This is a genomic window from Mesomycoplasma molare (genome assembly GCF_024918955.1).
Classification (GTDB): Bacteria; Bacillota_I; Bacilli_A; order Mycoplasmatales; family Metamycoplasmataceae; genus Mesomycoplasma_A; species Mesomycoplasma_A molare.
On record NZ_CP103423.1, the window covers coordinates 50,637 to 72,036 of the forward strand.

A 21,400-nucleotide genomic window follows, 5' to 3' on the forward strand; every position below is an offset into this window, starting at 1 on the left:
TATGGAAAAAAATAAAATACTTTCTTTGTTGGACGTTAATTTTAAAAATAAATTAAAAAACATTTCTTTAGACATTAATAGAGGAGAAGATGTTTTGATTTTTTCTTCTGATCCTGAATTACATTTTACTTTCGTTGATTTACTAATTTTTAAAAATAAAAAATATTCTGGGGTTATTAAAATAGGTAAAAGTTTTTTAAAGAAAAAAAATTCTGATTTTTGGATACCTGAAAAGGTGTTAAATATTTTTTCTAATAAAAATAAAAAATATTATTTTGAAAAACCTCTTTTTGAAGTAATGAAAAGGTCTTTGGAAACAAATGAATTCAATTATAAATTAATGAATGATTTTAGAAAAGATTGAAAAGAAGTGAGTGAAGAATATCATTTTTATATAAAAGAAGAAGAGGAAAAGTTTTCAACTAAGTTATATGAACATCAAATATTAATATTTCAAAATTTTTTTAATAGCATTAACTATGAAAAATTATATTCAGAATTTAATAAGAATAAAATTCAAATTGAACTAATAGATGATTATATTGATAAAAGAATAAAAATGTTAAACTTAAGTTTAAATAACATAACATTTTATGAAATAGAAAAATATAAAGTTTATTTAAAATACCAGGAAAAATTCAGAAAACAAGAAGGACAACTGCAAAATTTAAAAAAAGAATTAGAAATAGCTGAAAATGAAGTTAAGAATTTTGAAAATACTTCTGAGTTTAACTTACACCTAGAAACTATTAAAAAAGAATATAAAAACCTCTCTCAACAATTAAATGAAAAAGAAAAATTATTTAAATATGGTTTTTGAAAAGACGGCTTTTATACTTTAGTTTGTAAATCTTTAAAACTAAAAATAAAAGAAGTAAAAAAAGAATTAAAAATCGCTTTTAAATCTAAAAATAAAGACAACGTTTTAAAAGCTAAAATACTCTTATGAATAAGAAAAAAAACTTATTCTTTATTTAAAAAAAATAAAAAAGATTTTAAATATCTTACATTCAGCTATATAAAAGGTTTTTATCAAACAATAAAAGATTTTGAAACAGAATTTTTCAATGATGTTTTTTTTGACTTCAAAAGAAATAAAAAAATACAATGAAATAATCAATTATTAAAAATTGAACAATTCCACGAGAAAAAATTTACTTTGAATAAGTTAAGAATTCTAAATGAAAAAAGAAAAAAGGAAATTCAAGAAGAAATATTAATATTAAAAGCTGAATTAGCAGAAAAACAAAAAACTAAAATAGAAGGATCAAAGTCATTAGATGAGGTAGATAAGCATAAAAAAATAGATATTTATTGAGAAAAACAAGCAAACTATATATGAGAAAAAGATAAGAACATAAAATCATTAACAGAAATTATTGATTTAAAAACTCAGAATAATAATAAATTAGAAGAAATAATAATACAAAATATTATTAAAGTAACTCGACTTGATAAATTTATTTTTAAGCTATTAAAAAAGAAATATGCTAAAAAATTTAAAATCACCAAAGAAAAACAAAATAAAATTAAAAGTTTGATGCTCTTAGCCAGACATGCTTATGCTATTTATCATCCACTTTCTTTTGTGTATACTAAAAATTTTGAAGACAATAAAATAATACAAAATGTGATCATTAAAAATGAATTATTTAATTTTTTAAAAAATATTAAAATAGATGTCAATAAACTTTGAATTCCATTTTCTGATTTAAAAGAAAGTGATAAAATAAAAATAGATATTGGAAAATTAAAGTTATATTCTCCTGAAATTGTTTTGGTTAATTTAAATAAAACCATATTTGGAAGCGAATATATTGATGAATTAGTTAGAAACAAAGATAAAAATACCAGTTTATTAATTTTTTCAAATAATCATTTAGAAAGTCAAGAGATAAACAATTTTATTTTTATAGAAAAAGGTAAAATTATTGAATCTACTTTTGGTAATAAAAATAGAGAATTTGAAAGTTTATATGCTCAAAACTTTATGGAATCTAAAAGTTTTAATTTGAGTCTTTTAGATAAAATTTCGCCATTTGAATATGAAGAAATATATTTTTCTAGAAAAAATACAAAAATAAACCATTCTGATGTTTATATTTATGATTCTGATTTAAAACTGTCTGAAGTAATAAATTCTAGAAAAAATAATCAAAAAACACAAAAAGAATACAACTATAACATAGATCTAGAAGACACCGTTATTATTGATTTAACTGATGAATTTAATATAAAATAGATATTTTTATATAAAATTAATAAAAGATAAGGAAAAAATGGATAAGAATTTTAATCATAAAGAGATAGAAAAAAATAGAAATAAAAAGTGAATAAAAAAAGGTTTTTTTTCTTCACACGATAATAATAAAAAGCCATTCACCATTATTTTGCCACCGCCAAATGTTACAGGTAAATTACATTTAGGACATGCATGAGATGGTTATATTCAGGACACTGTTATTAGATATAAAAAACTAAAAGGATATGATGTTTTATTTTTACCAGCAGTAGATCATGCTGGAATTGCTACTCAAACTAAAGTAGAAGAACTTTTAAGAAAACAAAATCAAACTAGACACACTTTAGGTAGAGAAAAATTCTTAAAAGAAGTTTGAAAATGAAAAGATGAATATTATTCTATTATCAAAAAGCAATGAGATAAATTAGGATTAGCTTTAGACTATACTAATGAACGATTTACCTTAGACAAAAAAGCAAATGAAGCTGTATTGAAAATATTTGTCGATTTTTACAATAGAGGACTAATTTATAAAGGATACAAAGCAATAAATTGAGATCCTAAACAACAAACAGCTTTATCTAATATTGAAATAATTAATAAACCCACACAACAAAAAATGTATTATTTAAAATACTATTTTGAAAACCAAAAAGATTTTTTAATAGTTGCAACCACTAGAATCGAAACAATAGCATCAGATGTTGCTTTAGCAGTACACCCTAATGATAAAAGATATCAAAATATTATAGGAAAGCATGTAATCCACCCTTTTACTAAAGAGAAATTACCTATAATAACCGATTCTTATATTGATAAAAAATTTGGTTCTGGAGTTATGAAAGTTTCCGCACATGCCATGGCGGATATAGACATTATTCAAAAAAATAATTTAGAAATTAAAGAATCAATAAATTTAAACGGGACTATGAATGAATTGGCTTTAGAATTTAAAGGTTTAAACCGTTTTGAAGCTAGAGAAAAAATAGCGGAAAAACTTTTAAAAGAAGATTTAATTTTTAAAATAGAAGACATAGTTTCTAATGTAGGATATTCAGAAAGAAGTAACGAAGTTGTTGAAATAATTATGTCTAAACAATGATTTGTTAAAATGGATGATTTATCGAAATTATTATTAGATCATTTAAAAACAAAAGATGCAGTAAAATTTTATCCTAGTCGTTTTAACAAAGTTATAAAAAGATGAATAGAAAATGTATATGATTGAACTATATCAAGGCAACTTTGATGAGGACATAGAATTCCTGCTTGATATAAAGATGGAGAAATGAAGGTTCAAATCGATTCTCCCGGTGCTGGTTGAACACAAGATGAAGATGTTTTAGATACATGGTTCTCTTCAGGTCTGGCTCCTTTTGTTTTTTTAGGATGACCACAATCAGAAGAAAAAATTCAAAAATATTTCCCAACTTCTTTATTAGTAACTGGATGAGATATTATTTTCTTTTGAGTAGCTAGAATGTATTTTTTCAGTTTAGACATAATGAAAGACAAGCCTTTTGATCAGGTATTACTTCATGGTTTAATAAGAGATGAAAAAGGGCAAAAAATGTCTAAATCATTAGGTAATGGTATAGACCCAATGGATGTAATTGAAACTCATGGTACAGATATTTTAAGAGAAGCTTTAATTTTTAATTCTACGCCAGGGCAAGATATTAAATTTTCTAATGATAAGTTAGATTCTGCTTGAATTTTAAATAATAAATTATGAAATATAATTAAATATATTTACGAATTAGAAAATGTTCAAAAAACAAAAATAAGTGATAAAGATAAGTGAATATCTAATAAGCTATATGTATTGAACAAAAACATAGATAAATTTATGAAAAAATATGATTTTACTTTAATATATAAATCTATTCATAAATTTATTTTTGAAGATTTATCTTCATGATACATAGAATTATCAAAAACAGAACCTAATAAAACTTTTGCTTTAGAGCTTATTAAAAAACTTTTAGTTATACTACATCCATTTATCCCGTTCTTAACAGATTATTTATTTGAAAAATTATTTAACAGTGAACTATTAGAAAATGATAATATAAAAATAAAAAAATATAAAGATATTGATTATATTGATAATGTTATTGAAGTAGTAAAAAACATAAGACAATACAGAGAAAAATATAATATTTCTAAAAAAGAAATAATTGGTTATTACATATCTAATTCTAATTTTGATGAAAAATCAATTTCTATGATAAATAATATGTGTAATGCAAAAGTTGAAGAAAACAATGTTTCATTATTAAAAACAGATAATTTTGAAATATATATTAATTTATCAATAGAGCATCAAAACAAAGAAAAAGAAAGAATTAGAAACGAAATTAAAACAATTGAATTTGAAATTCAAAGAGCAGAAAATATGCTAAAAAACCAAAATTTTATTTCTAAAGCGCCAAAAGAAAAAGTTGAAAATGAAGAAAAAAAATTAAAATTATATAAAGAGAAATTAAAATTATATAAAGAGAAATTAAACTAAAGGAGTTATGATGATAAAATACGTAGTAAATCACAACGAAGGTTGAGCTGTCAAAAACGCAAACGCTGAAAGAGCAACAAAAATTTTTAAAACACAAAAAGAAGCTATTGATTATGCTAAAAAATTAAAAGAAACAACTTCAGTTATGATTCAAGGGAAAGATGGAAAATTCAGAAAAGGATAATTACCTTTTCTTTTTTATTAAAAATGAAAGAAAAAAACAAATACAAAATATTAAGTGGTATAGAAGCTTCTAAACACTATTCTGAATTACTAAAAAATCTCTTTATTAGTTTAAATGAACCTACTATTTTTAAAATTATTCAAGTGGGAGACCTTGCAGCTTCTAATAAGTATATTAATAATAAAATTAAAAAAGCAAAAGAATTAGGTATAGAAGCTATATTAGTTAAATTAGATGCTTCTATATCTCAAGAAGATTTAAAAACAATAGTCCAAAATGAAGCTCTTTCTTGTGATGGAATTATAGTGCAATTACCCTTACCAGAGCACATAAATAGTCAAGAAATTTTAAATATAGTTCCTATTGAAAAAGATATTGACGGCCTTTCAGAACTTAACCAATTTAATTTCTACAATTTTAAAGAAGAAAGTGCTTTTTCTCCTGCAACTGCTAGAGGAATTATTATGCTTTTGGATTATTATAATATTCCAATTGCTAATAAAAAAACTTTTGTTATAGGTGAATCAAATTTAGTAGGCAAACCTACAAAATTTTTATTAAATAAAAAAGGCGGAATTGTAAAAAGTTTTAATAAAAACACAGGAATCTTTGGTTCAAACGAAGCGGATGTTTTAGTAGTGGCAGCGGGAGAGGCTAATTTAGTTAAAACTAAAGATGTAAAAGAAAATGCAACAATAATAGATGTCGGAATCAATTCGTTAACCAATAATAAAATAACAGGTGATGTAGATTTTGAAAGTGTTAAACATAAAGTATCAGCTATTTCTCCGGTACCTGGAGGAGTTGGCCCGATGACTGTTATAGCTTTATTTTATAATTTATACGATGCAAAAATTAGAACAAAAAAAACGATCAGTTAGATCGTTTCCTAAAATGCAAATTGAAGTGCACCAGTAGTTTTTATTATAAAAACATTGTACTACAATTTATAATATTTTATACCCCTACTTACTATTAAGGGGGTGAAGGGGGGATATCCCCTTCTTTTAATTCCGCTTGTAAAGCGGTTTTTATTAATGAAGTTAATAAAAATTATGGGGCGAAATTTTTCGACCCTTTCATTATTTTCTTGTAATAATCTCGTAATTTTTAATAGTTTTAATTAATATTTGTTTAATTTTTCTATTTCTTCTTCATATACGTCAAAAGCGCATTTTCCTTCTAGTATGTCTCTATTCATAAAATTTATTCTTTTTCAAGATTTAATATTTCTTCTCTAGAAACTTTATTAAAGTCAGTTCCTTTCTTATAAACCCTTCTTACAATTCCGTTAAAATTTTCATTGGTTCCTCTTTGAAAAGAAGCGTATTTATCGGCTTTATAAATTTTAATTCCTAATTTTTTCGCTAATATTCCAACCGCATTAAATTCAATTCCATTATCAAAAGTAATACTTTCAACAGGTAATTCTAGTGTATTTATTCTTTCATAAAGCACTTTATTAATGTAAAAGGATTTTTACTTGATACTTTCACAATTATTCCTAATCTGCTTTTCTCTCAACTAAAGTTAAAAGACTAGAATGCCCTGCGGATTTTTACCTATAACTAAATCACCCTCTCAATGCCCAAATGTTTCTCTTAAATCAATATGTTTTGGTCTAGCTCAAATAGGAAAAACATAATTTGATTGTACAAGTCTTTCAATAACATTATTTTTTCTTTTTCCGCCTTTTGTATAGTGCTTTCTTAATCTATCTTTATTAGTTAATACTCATTTTCCTGTATTAATCCAATTAAAAACAGTCCTTAGTGAAGGGATTTTAATGTTTTTGACTCCTTCTTTTATTAAGTTGTAAGTCATTTTTATTCCGCATGTTGCTTTGTTAAAATTGTCTTTAATAAGTTTACTAAATTCTTTATAATCATCCATTTGAGAAAAGAAAAACAATCTTTTATGTTTATGTCTTATTTTAGCTTTTTCATTTGCTATCAAATGATCGTAAAATCCGTAAAAATTTGAATTTCTTTTCAATTCTCTTGACACTGTTGAATGATTGATATTAAGAAAATTAGCAATTTGTCTAATTGAATATTTTTTATAAAACAATTTCTCTATTAAAAATCTTTTTCAGCATTTAAATGGGAATAATGCTTTGTTGTATTATAATTCATATGGTCCTTTCAATAAAAAGTATGTTGTCTTAAATTTTTATAGAGTAGTTTTTTTATTTAAAAAATCAAGTGCAACCACTTTTTAATTTTACATTATAGTGGTGCACTTGATTTTGCATTCAGGGAAACGATCAGTTAGATCGTTTTTATTATTTTATATTTTCAATTTCTAATGCCATATCGTCTAATATATTTCTCTTGAAAACAAGTTTTTCCAAGTAGAAATTTGCAAAAACAATACCAATACAGAAGGAAAGAAGTAGTGAATACATAAAGAAAGATACTCAATTATAAATTTCTTTACCATCAGAATAAAATAATCCTCATGAAGTAGAGAAATTACTATTAGATAAGTCTTCGATAATTAAATATAAATAAACTACTTCACTGACGATGATTCCTAAAATTGATATTATTGCGGCTCCATAAAATAAAATGCTATTAATTTTCTTTGTTTCTTTAAAATCTTTTCTTTTTAGGGCATATGCTCCAATTACATAAGCATAAACTACAAAAAAGAATAAGGTAGGAAAATTTGTCACTCCATCAATTACTGAATCACTATTGTAATAAATCGCTGGAACTAAAATTAATATAGCTCAAAATGCAAAGAATATAAAGGTGTAGATTAATTCTGTTTTAAACTTACCAAATTTATTAACTAAAGCTTTAGAACCAAAGTAAATTTTTAAATCAACGGAATTTCCAATCTCTTGTATAAACCCAACACTTAAACCATTTATTATTCCTAATGTTGATATTAAAATGAAAAACACAACTATTGGAACGATATAACTAGAAGTAGATTTAGGTAAAGAATCCTGTAATAAATTTCATACTAATCCTGCTTGGTGTAAAATAGATGATACAGCTATTAAAGTGTATAGAATAACAATTGAAGCCATACCTACTAATATTACTAAAGGTAAATTCTTAGAAGGATTTTTCATCTTGTTTCTTATAGAGCCAGAAACCAGAAAAGCATCATATGAAAATAATACCGCAGGTAATGCAATAATAATACCTTTAAACCCAAATGGAGATTTTTCTAAGTATTCAAAAGCATTTCTTCCACCATTATTGTGAGTTCCGATTGCAAAAATACCGGCTACAACTGCAACAATTAATGGTAAAAATTTTACTATTGTTACAAAAGTTTGTAAATAACCACTAACTTTTAGAGAAATGTGATTTAAAACAAAAAAGAGAATAGATACTATTAAACCAACAACAACTATTACTCAAAACGGAATGTCTGTTAATTTAAAATTAGCAACTTGGCTTAAAAAGAAGAAAAATATTTCTGAACCAAATATCCCTAATACACTAACTAAAATTCCATAATAAAAGAATGAATAAAGTAAAGAAACTGAATATCCGGCTTTAATTCCGTTTACTTTATAAGCTCAACTAGATAAACCAGCTAATCTAGTTTTATTAAAACTACCAATTTCTGCAAAACTTAAAGCAGCACCAATAGAAATAAGTCCTCCTATTATTCATGCTAATAATCACGCAATTCCGTTGTTGTTAGTAGCCTTTGCAATTGAACTATTTTTAAAGAAAATTCCAATTCCAACAACAGAACCAACTAAAATCATTAAAGAAACAAAAAAACCTATTTTTTTAATTTTTCTCTCCGACATAGTCCTCCTTTTTAGTTATATAAAATAAAAACTCTTACTTTTATTGATAAAAAAAGTAAGAGTTCAAGAGTTTATATATGCAAAAATATTTACTTTTCCTCTACTTAAGTTAAATTATGAAAAATCATTGTTAAAAAAACAATTCTGTTTCTTCTAAACATTGAAAAAATATTTTTATTATTTTTCATAATTTCTCCTAACTTAAGTTTTATATAACTGCCAATATTATATAATATTTTTATAAATAAGTTATAAAACTATTTTGGCTAATCTATTTTTTTGTATTTTTCTATTAATTTATTTAGTTTGATTGATCAATGATTAAGCCCGCTTTTAGTCTTAATAATTTGATATTTATCTTTTAAAATATCAGATATTTCATTTAAATTTAATAAAGGATCTTTTGTTCTAATTTCAAAAAAAGTTATTTGATCTTCATTCAATTTATCTAACAAATTATTTGCTTTTAAAAAACTAAAATTTGCGATATCTCTTTGTGCGGCTTCTACTAATCTTTGTTGATTGTGTATATCTAAATTAGCTAAACGATTTGCATTGTTTTCAATATCTCTAATATTTTTTTGATCAAAAAAAAGAGTAAAACTTTTAAGAGCACCTATAGCATTAAGAAAATTTAAAATATTTTCCCCCTTTTTTTCATAAAGAAAATATTTATCGTTTCTTTTAATTTGAGAAAAAGAAAAATGAACATTTAATTTTTCTAAAAGAAGTTCACCTACTTCTTTTTCAAAAAAACTTATTTGCAAATTATATGAAGTTGAATTAATGTCTGAAATAGTTCCGCCACCCACAAAAGAACCAGCAAAAAAATGAATAGGATCTTCTATTTGAAAACTTAAATCAATACTGTTTTTGAGAATTACTATTCAATTTTTATTTTTAGGAGAACGATAATATTTAATATTAAATTTACTAAGTTTTTCTTTTATGTTTAAAGAAATGTCTTCTTTATTAATTTTTATTATTAATTCTTCTTTTTTTTCATTAATTTTACAATTACAAAAAACTAAGCCCTTTATAAAGTTTAAAAACTGCTTTTCTTTTCTTTTTTTATTTAATATTTCTAATTTTACATCATGACTAAATGACATTTATTCTCCTTTATTTTTAAAAAAAAGCATAAAAAAAGCAGCAACTCCCTATTTTCCCATCTCTGGTATCTTCGGCGTAAAAGGTCTTAACTACTGAGTTCGGAATGGTATCAGGTGATCCCCTTTGCTATGGTCGCTTGTATATATATTACCATAAAATTTAAAAATGTAAAATATTTTTTTTTAAAAAAATAGTTATATAATTAAGAAATATTAAATTAATAAAAATAATATTTATAGAAAGGGTATAAATGCAATTTTTAAAAAGAAAAAATTTAGTAGTATTTTTAATATTTTTACTTGTTGGTTTACTTGTTTGAATACTTTGGTCAAATATAGGTAATCAAGTAAAAATTATTAGTTTAAGTGATTTTGAAAAAAAATTAGCAGAATACTATATTAATGAATCTGATAATAAATTTATTTCCAAGTTTACGATTAGTGAAACTGAATGAGTTTTAAGATTTCAAGAAATTGATAAAAATGCAAGAGGAGGATTTTTTGTTCAAAATTATTTAGTTAATATTTCTCCTACTATAGCAAATAAAATTAATGGGGGGATAGCACTATTTCCTGAAAGTCAATTAACCTATTTTGAAGTTATAAAAAAGGCGATGATTACTGATGATTCTGAAATTTTAAATTTTATTAAAAATAACAGAATAGAAACAGGATATGAAAGTGCTGGTATACCACAACCAAGTTTATTTTCAAGAATATTTGGGTTTATTCCTTTATTAGTTTCTGTTGGATTTCCATTATTATTGCTTTATTTCCTTTATAGAAGTACAAGAGGATCAGGAAATGGTGGAGGAATATTTGGCGGTCCTAATTTAAATAGTCAAGCAACTAAAATTACTTCAGATAAAAAATTCAGTGATATAGCTGGTAATAGAGAAGTTAAAGAAGAAGTAATGGAATTAGTTGATTATTTAAAAGATCCTAAACGTTATGAAGCGGCAGGAGCTAGAATACCTAAAGGAATCCTTTTAGGAGGTCCTCCAGGAACAGGAAAAACTTTAATTGCTAAAGCTACTGCTGGTGAAGCTAATGTTCCTTTCTTCTTTATTTCAGCTTCTAATTTTGTTGAATTATATGTTGGTATGGGGGCCAAAAGAGTAAGAGAGCTTTTTAAAGAAGCTAGAAAAGAAGCTCCGGCTATCATATTTATTGATGAATTAGATGCTGTAGGTCGTTCTAGAGGATCTGGTATTGGTGGTGGAAACGACGAAAGAGAACAAACATTAAATCAACTATTAGTAGAAATGGATGGAATAGTTGACAACAGTGGTATCTTAGTTATTGCAGCAACAAATAGAACTGATGTATTAGATCCTGCACTTCAAAGACCAGGTCGTTTTGATAGAACTATTACAGTAGGTTATCCTGATGTTAGAGAAAGAGAAGAAATTCTTAGACTACACGCTAGAGGGAAAAGAGTACAAAGTTCAATTGATTTTAAAAATATAGCAAAAAGAACTCCTGGTTTTTCAGGAGCTCAATTAGAAAATGTTATTAATGAAGCTTCTATTCTTTCTGTTAGAGAAAAAACTGAAGTCATTACTTCAGTACAAATTGATGAAGCTATTGATAGAGTTATGAGCGGTCCAGCTAAAAAGCATAGAACTATAACAGAAGAAGAAAGAATTATGGTTGCATACCATGAAGCGGGACATGCTGTAGTTGGTATAAAAATACCTGGTGGAAATAAAGTTCAAAAAATTACAATTATTCCTAGAGGTAATGCAGGCGGATATAATTTAATGCTACCTGAACAAGAAAAATATAATGCAACTAAATCAGAATTATTAGCAACTATCGCCTCATTTATGGGAGGGAGAGTTGCTGAAGAATTAATTTATGGAGAAAAAGAAATTTCTACAGGTGCTGCAAACGATATAGAAAAAGCAACCAAAATTGCTAGAAGAATGGTTACAGAATTCGGTATGTCAAGTTTAGGACCTATTCAATATGAAGAAAATACAGGCTCTCCTTTCTTAGGAAGAGATTATGCAAAAAATATGTCATTCTCTCACAAAGTTGGACATGAAATAGATCTAGAAGTAAGAAAAATTATTTCTGAAGCTTATGAGCAAGCTAAAAATGTAATTTCTAACAATAAAGAATTATTAGAATTAATAAAAGAATCATTATTGGAAAACGAAACAATAGTTGCGGAAGAAATTGAATATATTGCTAAACATATGAAATTACCAGTTAGAAAAGAAAATGAAGAAATTGTTAATTCTAAAGAAATTGATATTAATAAATTAATAGAAGAAGAAGTTGCAGAAACTAAAGACAGTTTAGAAAAATAATCATACATAAAAACACTATGAAGTTTATATTCGTGGTGTTTTTTATTTTATTAAATTTCTTTTATCACGGCACTAGTTTAAGCAAATACTTGTTTTTTTTGATAAAGTTAAAAAAAGAAAAAAGGAAAAAACCATGAAAAATAAATGATTATATAAAATAGCACTACCCACAGTAGCATCAACAGTGATAGCACCAATGATAGTATCTTGTTCTGTAGAAAAACAAAAAGTAGAGACAGCAGAAGAAAAAGAAAAAAGGTTAGAACATCAAATGTCTATGGAAATAGCACCTAATTTAACTAAGTTTTTAGATGATTATTATGATGAAGAAAAATATTATAGAGAAGGAAGAGATACAAGTGAAATGAAAGAAATTAGAAGTGTTAAACAATTTAAAGAACTAACTTCTAATATAAACCACTTAAATGATTTTGAAAAATCATATTTAGATTTATATGAAGACATCCAAAATTTCTTTGATAATTCTATTCATAGGTATACACCTGAAAATTTAAGTTTTGAATATTTTGAAAATGTTAATGATGATGAAGATGATAAGCAATATTATCCTTTCTTAAAGTTAGAAGAACACACTTTAAAACAAGAGCAAATGTTTTACCATAAAATATTCCAAATAATGAAGCAATATGGTATTGGTTATTCAGGTGATTTTTATTCAAATGGAAAGCAAAATAAAAATGCAACTAGGGAAACTTCAGAAGGAATAAGAATATTAGAAGATGGTTTAAGTCCAATTATTAATGAAAAAATTGAAGAATTTAGCAAAAAACATAAAGATTTCCAATTTCAAAACCCTAAATTAACTTTTAGAGAAGTAAAAGGAGATATTGTAATAGAAGTAGCATTAGAAGTAGAGTATCAAAATCAAAAATTACCAGAACAAATAGTTCTTCCTTTAACTTTTGATATTAATATTAAAACTTATGTTAATTATGCTGTTAAATTAGAAAAAGATATAATAGAAGACCAAAAAAAATATAAAGAAAATCCTAATCTAACAATGAAGAAAGTTAAAACCTTTGCTGAAATGGACAATATTTTAAAAAGTAAAGATAATGACTATAACAGAAGCAAATTAAAATGGATTAAAGAAGAGTATGATGATACAATAAAAGATAAAGAAGCAGAAATGTAATTATGCTTTTTTGTGATATAATTTGTTTATAAATAGAAAAGAAAATAACTACCACTAGGTAGTTTTTTTAATAACAATTAATAACTTTTTGATCTAATTAAGTGTTAATCTTAAAACGCTAAATATTATTTAGTTTAATTAAAAAAACAGAATAAATTTAATTAAAAATAAGTTTATTCTGTTCCTAAAATGAAAATTGAAGTGCACCAGTAGTTTTTATTATAAAAACATTGTACTACAATTTACAATATTTTATACCCCTATTTACTATTAAGGGGTGAAGGGGATATCCCCTTCTTTTAATTCCGCTTGTAAAGCGGTTTTTATTAATGAAGTTAATAAAAATTATGGGGCAAAATTTTTCGACCCTTTCATTATTTTCTTGTAATAATCTTGTAATTTTTAATAGTTTTAATTAATATTTATTTAATCTTTCTATTTCTTCTTCATATATGTCAAAAGCGCATTTTCCTTCTAGTATGTCTCTATTCATAAAATTTATTCTTTTTCAAGATTTAATATTTCTTCTCGAGAGACTTTATTAAAATCAGTCCCTTTTTATAAACTCTTCTTATAAGTCCGTTAAAATTTTCATTAGTTCCTCTTTGAAAAGAAGCGTATTTATCGGTTTTATAAATTTTAATTCCTAATTTTTTGCTAATATTCCAACCGCATTAAATTCAATTCCATTATCAAAAGTAATACTTTCAACGGGTAATTCTAGTGTATTTATTCTTTCATAAAGAACTTTATTAATGTAAAAGGGTTTTTACTTGAAACTTTTACAATTATTCCCAACCTACTTTTTCTTTCCACTAAAGTTAAAAGACTAGAATGCCCTGCGGATTTTTTACCTATAACTAAATCACCCTCTCAATGCCCAAATGTTTCTCTTAAATCAATATGTTTTGGTCTAGCTCAAATAGGAAATACATAATTTGACTGCACAAGTCTTTCAATAACGTTATTTTTTCTTTTTCCGCCTTTTGTATAGTGCTTTCTTAATCTATCTTTATTAGTTAATACTCATTTTCCTGTATTAATCCAATTAAAAACAGTCCTTAGCGAAGGGATTTTAATGTTTTTGACTCCTTCTTTTATTAGGTTGTAAGTCATTTTTATTCCACATGTTGCTTTGTTAAAATTGTCTTTAATAAGTTTGCTAAATTCTTTATAATCATCCATTTGAGAAAAGAAAAACAATCTTTTATGTTTATGTCTTATTTTAGCTTTTTCATTTGCTATTAAATGATCATAAAATCCGTAAAAATTTGAATTTCTTTTAATTCTCTTGACACTGTTGAGTGATTGACATTAAGAAAATTAGCAATTTGTCTAATTGAATATTTTTATAAAACAATTTCTCTATTAAAAATCTTTTTCAGCATTTAAATGCGAATAATGCTTTGTTGTATTATAATTCATATGATCCTTTCAATAAAAAGTATGTTGTCTTAAATTTTTATAGAGTGTTTTTTTATTTAAAAAATCAAGTGCAACCACTTTTTAATTTTACATTATAGTGGTGCACTTGATTTTGCATTCAGGGAACAGAATAAATTTAATTAAAAATAAGTTTATTCTGTTTTTTTATTAAAAATACATCATCCTTAAGTTTAAAAGAAGAAGTTCTATTTTTGGAAAATAAAAAGGTTTTAATAGATAATAACTTTTGTTTACTTAAATTTATGTCTAAAAATTTTTGATTAATAAGATTATAAATTACATTTAATATAAATTTTTCATTTTTGTGTTTCAAATAGTTTATATTAAAATCTTTTTTTTCTCATTTGTATAAAAAATTACTCGTTTTTTTGTTTTTAAAAATAAAAAATAGATTCTTAAACCTATAAAAATAAAAAATAAATGCTTTTTGAATTTTGTTATTTTTATATTTTAATCTTACCTTATTTCTTTCATAAATAGAAAGGTTATTGGTATAGTCAATAGCAAAATTAACACCGTTTTTAAAATTTAGTTTTTCAATCTGCTTTTTTCACAATTTGAAAATAAAAGGACGAAACACTTTCATGTTATATAAAGTGGTCTCTTTTTTTATTCCTCAGTAATTAACTATTTTGTTTTGTTGTTTTTGTAATATAACATTTTCAAAAAAATCATCTTTATTATGTGCAATATACAAAAAATCACAATGATTTTCTGTATATATTTTTTTAAAAAAATTGTATCTTATTTCTCTGGCGTATGACTGAAAATTATTTATTTTGTCTTCGTATTTTTGAATTGATAAATTAAAGAAAGGAATATTGTTTTTTTTACAAAATTCTGAGACGATATTCTCATCTTTTCAGCTATCTTCTCTTTTATTGTAATTAACGTGTGCAACTATAATATTATGTTTTCTATATTTATTTAACATAAACATAGAATCAGGACCACCACTAACTGCTAATAGTAGTTTTAGCTTTTTTATTTTTTGCATTAAATCTTTCTATAACAATTCTTATATCGTTGGAAATAAAGTCAATACATGCTAAAGCTGCCTCTTGAACAACTTTATCTATAATTTTCTTTTGTTCAGGTTGAAAGGGCGTTAAAACATAGTCTCTAACTTGCTCTTTTATTTTTGGTCTATCAATTCCAATTTTCATTCTTTTGATTTTATCACTACCTAATTGTTCTATAATGCTTTTAATACCATTATGCCCAGCTGCTGAACCGTGATTTCTGATAGCTGCTTGCCCTATTTTAAAATCCATGTCATCATATACTATTAAAATATCATCGATAGCAATTTTGTAAAAATTAACAATTTCTTTTACAAAAAATCCCGAATTATTCATAAAGGTATAAGGTTTTGCTAAAATATAATCTTCATTTTTAGTATGAAGACCATTAAATTTATTTTTATCAAATTTTAAATTTAATTCTTCAGCTATTTTGTCTAAAACTCAAAAACCGACATTATGCTTTGTTTTTTTATATTCATCTCCAGGATTTCCTAAACCAACAATTAATTTCATAAGTTAAATTATAAAACATTTTATTTTTTTGCTAAAAATTTGATGTTTGTCTTCCTTTCTTTGTCTAAATTATTTGTTGCATATTCCAAAGCTTCTTTTTCGCCGATTATTTTTATTTCATCTTTGGCTCTCGTAACACCTGTATAAAATAGTTTTTTAGTTAAAAGATAACTATTTTGTTTAAATAGTACAAATAGGGCAATAGGCACTTCTGAACCTTGAAACTTGTGCACAGATACAGAATAAGAAAGAGTTATTTGTTCTAAAAATTGTTCTCTATTGTATTTAATAAGCTTATTATTGAAATTAACAACTACAAAATCCAATTTTTTATTAAATTCTCTAAAAGTTTCTATGTAACCAATTTCACCATTAGAAATATCTTCATTATAGTCATTTTTTAGTTGCATTACCTTATCATTCTCGAAAAAAACTTTTTCTCCACTTTTCGTTTCAATTATAAAGTGCTTATTTTTTTCTCTATCAAAAAGTTTATTTTGTATAAAATTATTAATTTTATTTATCCCAACTTCTCCTTCGTAAATAGGAGCCATTATTATCCAATCATTAATAGTATATTCTTTTAATAAGATATTTAATTCAGAATCTAAAATTTGAAAAAAATCTTGTATTGAAGTTTCTATTAAAAAAACATTTTGATTTTTTATTGAAGGTACAATACCTTTGTTAATTGACTGTGAAAAAGTAATAATTTCTTGCTTATCTTTTTGCCTATAATTATTTTTTAAAATGTTAATTTTAAACATTGGTATTTCTAGAAAATCAGCTAGTAAATTTCCGTACTCAATAGAAGGTAGTTGATCTTTATCACCTATTATTATAATTTTTTTTACATAGGCCAGGTCAATATTTTTAAGTAAGTTAAAAAATAAATGTTGAGATACCATTGAAAATTCATCGATAATTAAAACGTTTATTTTTTTAGGCTCTGATTCTAAAAAAATAAATTCTTCACCTTTTTTAGAAACATCAAGAAAGGAATGAATTGTTTTTGCATCTAAACCGCTTTTTTCTTTAATTAAATAAGCAGCTCTACCAGTAGGTGTTAAAATCACCATTTTATCTTTGTCATATATTTTTGCTAAAGATAAATATATTTCCTTTAAAATTTCTGTTTTACCTGTACCTGGTCCACCGGTAATAATGACAAGGTTATTTAAAAAAACAGATTCTATTGCTTCCTTTTGTATATTATCAAATTTATCTTGAACTTTGGGTATTTGAAAACTATTATTTTCTTTTTTATTATAAATTGACTCAAAAGTTTCTAAAATAAACTTTTCCTCATCTAAAAAAATAGAAATTGTATAGTGATTTTCCGAGATTAAAACTATTTTGTTTTTATTTATTAGTTTTTTAATTATTTCGAAAAAATGTTGAGGTTCAATATTTTCTTCTTTATTTACTAAAGATCAAATAGCTTTAAATTCATTTTTTTCTAATACTGTATTACTATTTTTTAAAAGATATAATTTAATTTTATATAAAATCAAATATTCCAATCTATTTTTATCATCATCAAAACCTAGCTTTTTAGCCATTAAGTCTACATCATAAAAATTAAAATCATTATCAGATTCTAAAAGTATGAAAGGATCTTCTTTTAATATTTTTCAAAAAGAAGGCATTTTATAATTTTCCTTTATTTTAAAATATAAGTTCATTAAATTATTGCTAATAAAAAATTCATATATTTCATCTTCTAAACTAAAAGAATTTAATTTATTAAATATAATTTTAGCTTTAGATTCGGGAATATTATTATTAGATTCTAAAATTAATTCAGGATTTGACTTTAGAATCTTTATTGTATTATCTCCTCAAATTTCATAAATCTTAGTAGCTATTTTCTTTCCTATACCCGGAAATGTTTTTGAAGAAAAAAAATTAATTATTGTATTTTTTTCTTCTTTTATTATTTGTTCAAATTTGTTTATTTCATAGCTATCTTGATATTTACTATTAGTTAATTTAGTAGCAGAAATTTTATATTTCTTTTTTAATTCCAAAGGTATATAAGAAATAAGATTCATTATTTTATTATCAGCATTTTTAGCTTTATAAACAAAATAAGTTTTATTTGTATTACTAAAAATTAAAAAGCTAATTTCTACTATGAATTCTTGCATAAAAAGAATTATAAACTATAAAATTATATTATAATTATTTTTATGCTTAATATTAAATATCTATTAAATAATAAAGAAGAAATAATAAAAAAATTAGAAACAAGAAATTTTGATATTTCTGTTTTAAATACAATATTTGACTTAGGAGAAAAACGTAGCAAAATAATGACTGAATTACAACAACTAGAAAGTCAAAGAAATGAAAAATCAGCATTAATTGGGAAATTAGTTAGAGAAAAAAAAGATGTTTCAAAGATTAAAGAAGAAATGTCAGAATTGAAAAACATTATAGAAAAGCTTTCTAATACAAATCAAGAAATAAATGTAAAAATAGAAGAATTATTATCTGCTGTTCCTAATTTACCTTTAGATAGTACTCCTATAGGAAAAGATGAAAATGACAATGTTATTGTTGAAGTAAAAAGTGAAATTGGAAGAGGTCTTGTAAAAGCTTTAAAACCGCATTATGAAATAGGTTTAGATTTAGATATATTAGATTTTTCTAGAGCTGTAAAAATGTCAGGATCTAGATTTGCTATTTTTAAAAACGAAGGGGCAAAACTAGTTAGAGCTTTAATTTCCTTTATGTTAGATACACACACAGAAAATGGTTATAATGAATTAATTACACCAACCTTAGTTTCTAGTAAAATGATGTATGGAACAGGTCAATTGCCAAAATTTACAGAAGATATTTATAAATTAGAAAATAACGATTTATGATTAATCCCTACTGCTGAAGTAACTTTAACCAATTATAATAATGATGAAATTTTAGATTTAAAAGAAGCTAAAAAATATGTAGGTTATACCAAATGTTATAGATCAGAATCTGGAAGCGGAGGAAGAGATACTAAAGGTTTAATTCGTTCTCATGAATTTCACAAGGTAGAACTAGTTAAAATAACAAACTCAGAACAAGCTTTAGAAGAATTTTCAAAAACTATAAATGATGCTGCAAGCATTTTAGAAAAATTAGAAATACCTTATCAAAAAGTGTTGCTTTCTACAGGTGATATAGGATTTGGTTCTAGACAAACATATGATTTAGAATTATGATTGCCTTCAGAGCAAAGATTTAGGGAAGTATCTTCCATTTCTTATTTCGGTGATTTCCAAGCAAGAAGAGCGCAAATAAGGTATAGAAATGAAAATAATAAAGTAGAATACGCTCATACAATAAATGGTTCAGGAATAGCTATTGATAGAGTTTTTGCGGCTATAATAGAACAATATCAAAACGAAGATGGTTCAATAGATGTTCCTAAAGTTTTAATCCCTTATATGAATGGTTTAACAAAAATAAGTAAAAAATAAAATCAAGCTTTTGTAATTATAAGCTTGATTTTTTTATGACTTAAAAAACTCTTTTATTAAATCAACTTTATTTGTTTTTTCTCAAGGAAGATCTAAGTCATTTCTTCCGAAGTGCCCAAAGGTTGCAGTTTGTAAATAAATTGGTTGTTTTAAATTTAAATCATTGATTATTCCACTTGGTGATAAATCAAAAAATTTATCAATAGCTTTTAGAATTTCTTCATCTTTAAATTTAGAGGTATTGAAAGTATTTATGTGAATAGAAATAGGTTTTACAACACCGATGGCATAAGATAATTGAATTTCTACTTTTTTAGCTACTTTCGCAGCTACAAGATTTTTAGCAACTCATCTAGCTGCATAAGCGCCGCTTCTATCTACTTTTGTATAGTCCTTACCACTAAAGGCTCCACCACCGTGACGAGCAGCTCCTCCATACGTATCAACTATTATTTTTCTTCCAGTTAATCCTGCATCTCCAATAGGGCCTCCAATGGTGAATTTTCCAGTAGGATTTATAAGTATTTTAAAGTCTTCATTTAAATTATATTTTTTAGCAATATAGAGCATAATTTCCTTTTTTATAAAGGATTTAAACAGGTTTTCGTCGTAATTTTCATCATGTTGTATTGACATTAAAATTGTGTCAATCTTTACATTATTTTCATCACTATAATCAATAGTTACTTGGCTTTTCATATCGGCTTTAGCTCATTTAAATTTATGACTAGATCTTAACTCTTCCGCTCTCTTTACAAGAGCGTGAGCTAAAGTTATAGCTAAAGGCATTAACTCTGGAGTTTCATCGGTTGCGTAACCGAACATTATTCCTTGATCCCCCGCTCCTATTTGACCATCTGTTCTATCAACACCTTGATTAATATCTGGACTTTGTTTATTAACGTTAGATACTATTGTAAAATCACTTTCATTGTAACCGATTCTTTTTAAAATGCTTCAAGCAACTTTAACAACATCTACATAAGTTTTAGTTGTTATTTCACCACCTATGATAATTAATCTATTAGATGCCATTACCTCACAGGCAACTCTAGCCTCTGGATCTTTTTTTAAAATGGAGTCTAAAACACCATCACTAATTTGGTCACAAATTTTATCAGGGTGACCCTTTCCAACACTTTCACTAGTAAATAATTTTTTATACATTTTTCTCCTTTTTTGAAAAATAAAAATCTCTTTTAAAGAGATCATAAAAAAATAAAGGACTTTAATTTTTACATGCTAGACATTTTTAGTATCCCTAGGTATTCCACCTTGCATTAAGCAGGTTGGCACACTTCTTAGCTTCCTTAGCTCCATGACTCTTTATGTATTATTTTTCATTAAAATCTTAACTTAATTTTGAAAAAAAATAAAAAAAATATTTTTTTTTGGCAAAAAGTGAAAAAAATGGTAAAATTTTAATGAAAAATGCACTTTTTGGCAAAAAATAGTAGATTTAATTTGAAAATCTTGAATAAAAAATATTATTTTTAAAAATTAGTTATATTTTTCAAAATTTCCTTTGTTTTTCTGTATTTTTTATAGGAAAACAAAGAAAAAAACAAAAATAAAAGTAATTATGATATTCGCATAAATTTATTAGTTAAATTAATAAATTATTCACTGATTTCTTGGTAA

General features: G+C 24.7%; 17 protein-coding genes and 1 rRNA gene. 7 read left to right on the forward strand and 11 right to left on the reverse strand.

Going from position 1 to position 21,400, the window contains the following annotated elements; translation table 4 throughout:
- Position 1: 1 nt before the first annotated feature.
- The 4 genes from NX772_RS00275 to NX772_RS00290 are packed head-to-tail and all read left to right on the forward strand — an operon-like array spanning position 2 to position 5,822.
- On the forward strand, positions 2-2,242 hold the full coding sequence (locus NX772_RS00275) for a hypothetical protein (protein WP_027123348.1): 2,241 nt from the start codon (positions 2-4) through the stop codon (positions 2,240-2,242).
- A gap of 37 nt (positions 2,243-2,279) precedes the next feature.
- Positions 2,280-4,757 (forward strand): valine--tRNA ligase, encoded by a 2,478-nt coding sequence (locus NX772_RS00280; RefSeq protein WP_027123349.1) that lies wholly within the window; start codon positions 2,280-2,282, stop codon positions 4,755-4,757.
- 7 nt (positions 4,758-4,764) lie between these two features.
- Complete coding sequence (locus NX772_RS00285; RefSeq protein WP_084477572.1) at positions 4,765-4,941, forward strand: DUF2188 domain-containing protein; 177 nt, start codon at positions 4,765-4,767, stop codon at positions 4,939-4,941.
- A gap of 23 nt (positions 4,942-4,964) precedes the next feature.
- On the forward strand, positions 4,965-5,822 hold the full coding sequence (locus NX772_RS00290) for a bifunctional 5,10-methylenetetrahydrofolate dehydrogenase/5,10-methenyltetrahydrofolate cyclohydrolase (RefSeq protein WP_036450189.1): 858 nt from the start codon (positions 4,965-4,967) through the stop codon (positions 5,820-5,822).
- A gap of 325 nt (positions 5,823-6,147) precedes the next feature.
- Here the strand turns inward: NX772_RS00290 and NX772_RS00295 are convergent, their stop codons facing one another.
- From NX772_RS00295 to rrf, 5 genes are all read right to left on the reverse strand, one after another.
- Positions 6,148-6,399 carry an IS30 family transposase gene (locus NX772_RS00295; protein ID WP_259429367.1) on the reverse strand — a complete coding sequence of 84 codons (252 nt, stop codon included), beginning with the start codon at positions 6,397-6,399 and terminating at the stop codon, positions 6,148-6,150.
- Positions 6,400-6,471: 72 nt separating this feature from the next.
- Entirely contained in the window at positions 6,472-6,948 is a 477-nt protein-coding gene (locus tag NX772_RS00300; RefSeq protein WP_465223512.1) for a transposase family protein, read from the reverse strand.
- 277 nt (positions 6,949-7,225) lie between these two features.
- Positions 7,226-8,722 carry an APC family permease gene (locus NX772_RS00305; protein WP_027123351.1) on the reverse strand — a complete coding sequence of 499 codons (1,497 nt, stop codon included), beginning with the start codon at positions 8,720-8,722 and terminating at the stop codon, positions 7,226-7,228.
- Between the two features lie 266 nt (positions 8,723-8,988).
- A complete protein-coding gene (gene whiA, locus NX772_RS00310; RefSeq protein ID WP_027123352.1) occupies positions 8,989-9,834 on the reverse strand; it encodes a DNA-binding protein WhiA in 846 nt (281 codons plus the stop codon).
- 35 nt (positions 9,835-9,869) lie between these two features.
- Positions 9,870-9,975, reverse strand: a 5S ribosomal RNA gene (gene rrf / locus NX772_RS00315).
- Between the two features lie 110 nt (positions 9,976-10,085).
- On the opposite strand from rrf, the gene ftsH reads away from it, so the two are divergent.
- Entirely contained in the window at positions 10,086-12,152 is a 2,067-nt protein-coding gene (ftsH, locus tag NX772_RS00320; protein ID WP_259429381.1) for an ATP-dependent zinc metalloprotease FtsH, read from the forward strand.
- Positions 12,153-12,285: 133 nt separating this feature from the next.
- Positions 12,286-13,308, forward strand: coding sequence for a hypothetical protein (locus NX772_RS00325; protein WP_027123354.1), 1,023 nt, complete (start codon positions 12,286-12,288; stop codon positions 13,306-13,308).
- A gap of 729 nt (positions 13,309-14,037) precedes the next feature.
- Here NX772_RS00325 and NX772_RS00330 read toward each other — a convergent pair.
- From NX772_RS00330 to NX772_RS00345, 5 genes are all read right to left on the reverse strand, one after another.
- Entirely contained in the window at positions 14,038-14,493 is a 456-nt protein-coding gene (locus NX772_RS00330; RefSeq protein ID WP_259429382.1) for a hypothetical protein, read from the reverse strand.
- Positions 14,494-14,552: 59 nt separating this feature from the next.
- On the reverse strand, positions 14,553-14,648 hold the full coding sequence (locus NX772_RS03970; RefSeq protein WP_465223507.1) for a helix-turn-helix domain-containing protein: 96 nt from the start codon (positions 14,646-14,648) through the stop codon (positions 14,553-14,555).
- A gap of 221 nt (positions 14,649-14,869) precedes the next feature.
- Positions 14,870-15,751 (reverse strand): tRNA lysidine(34) synthetase TilS, encoded by an 882-nt coding sequence (gene tilS, locus NX772_RS00335; RefSeq protein ID WP_036450191.1) that lies wholly within the window; start codon positions 15,749-15,751, stop codon positions 14,870-14,872.
- A complete protein-coding gene (pth, locus tag NX772_RS00340; RefSeq protein WP_027123356.1) occupies positions 15,711-16,292 on the reverse strand; it encodes an aminoacyl-tRNA hydrolase in 582 nt (193 codons plus the stop codon). The genes tilS and pth overlap by 41 nt, the downstream gene beginning before the upstream one ends.
- A gap of 20 nt (positions 16,293-16,312) precedes the next feature.
- Positions 16,313-18,442 (reverse strand): AAA family ATPase, encoded by a 2,130-nt coding sequence (locus NX772_RS00345; RefSeq protein WP_027123357.1) that lies wholly within the window; start codon positions 18,440-18,442, stop codon positions 16,313-16,315.
- Positions 18,443-18,484: 42 nt separating this feature from the next.
- On the opposite strand from NX772_RS00345, the gene serS reads away from it, so the two are divergent.
- Complete coding sequence (gene serS / locus NX772_RS00350) at positions 18,485-19,759, forward strand: serine--tRNA ligase (protein ID WP_027123358.1); 1,275 nt, start codon at positions 18,485-18,487, stop codon at positions 19,757-19,759.
- Positions 19,760-19,792: 33 nt separating this feature from the next.
- On the opposite strand, the gene metK is transcribed toward serS, so the two are convergent.
- The gene (gene metK, locus NX772_RS00355; protein ID WP_027123359.1) at positions 19,793-20,926 is read right to left on the reverse strand and encodes a methionine adenosyltransferase; all 1,134 of its coding nucleotides are present in this window, start codon (positions 20,924-20,926) and stop codon (positions 19,793-19,795) included.
- Positions 20,927-21,400: the final 474 nt, after the last annotated feature.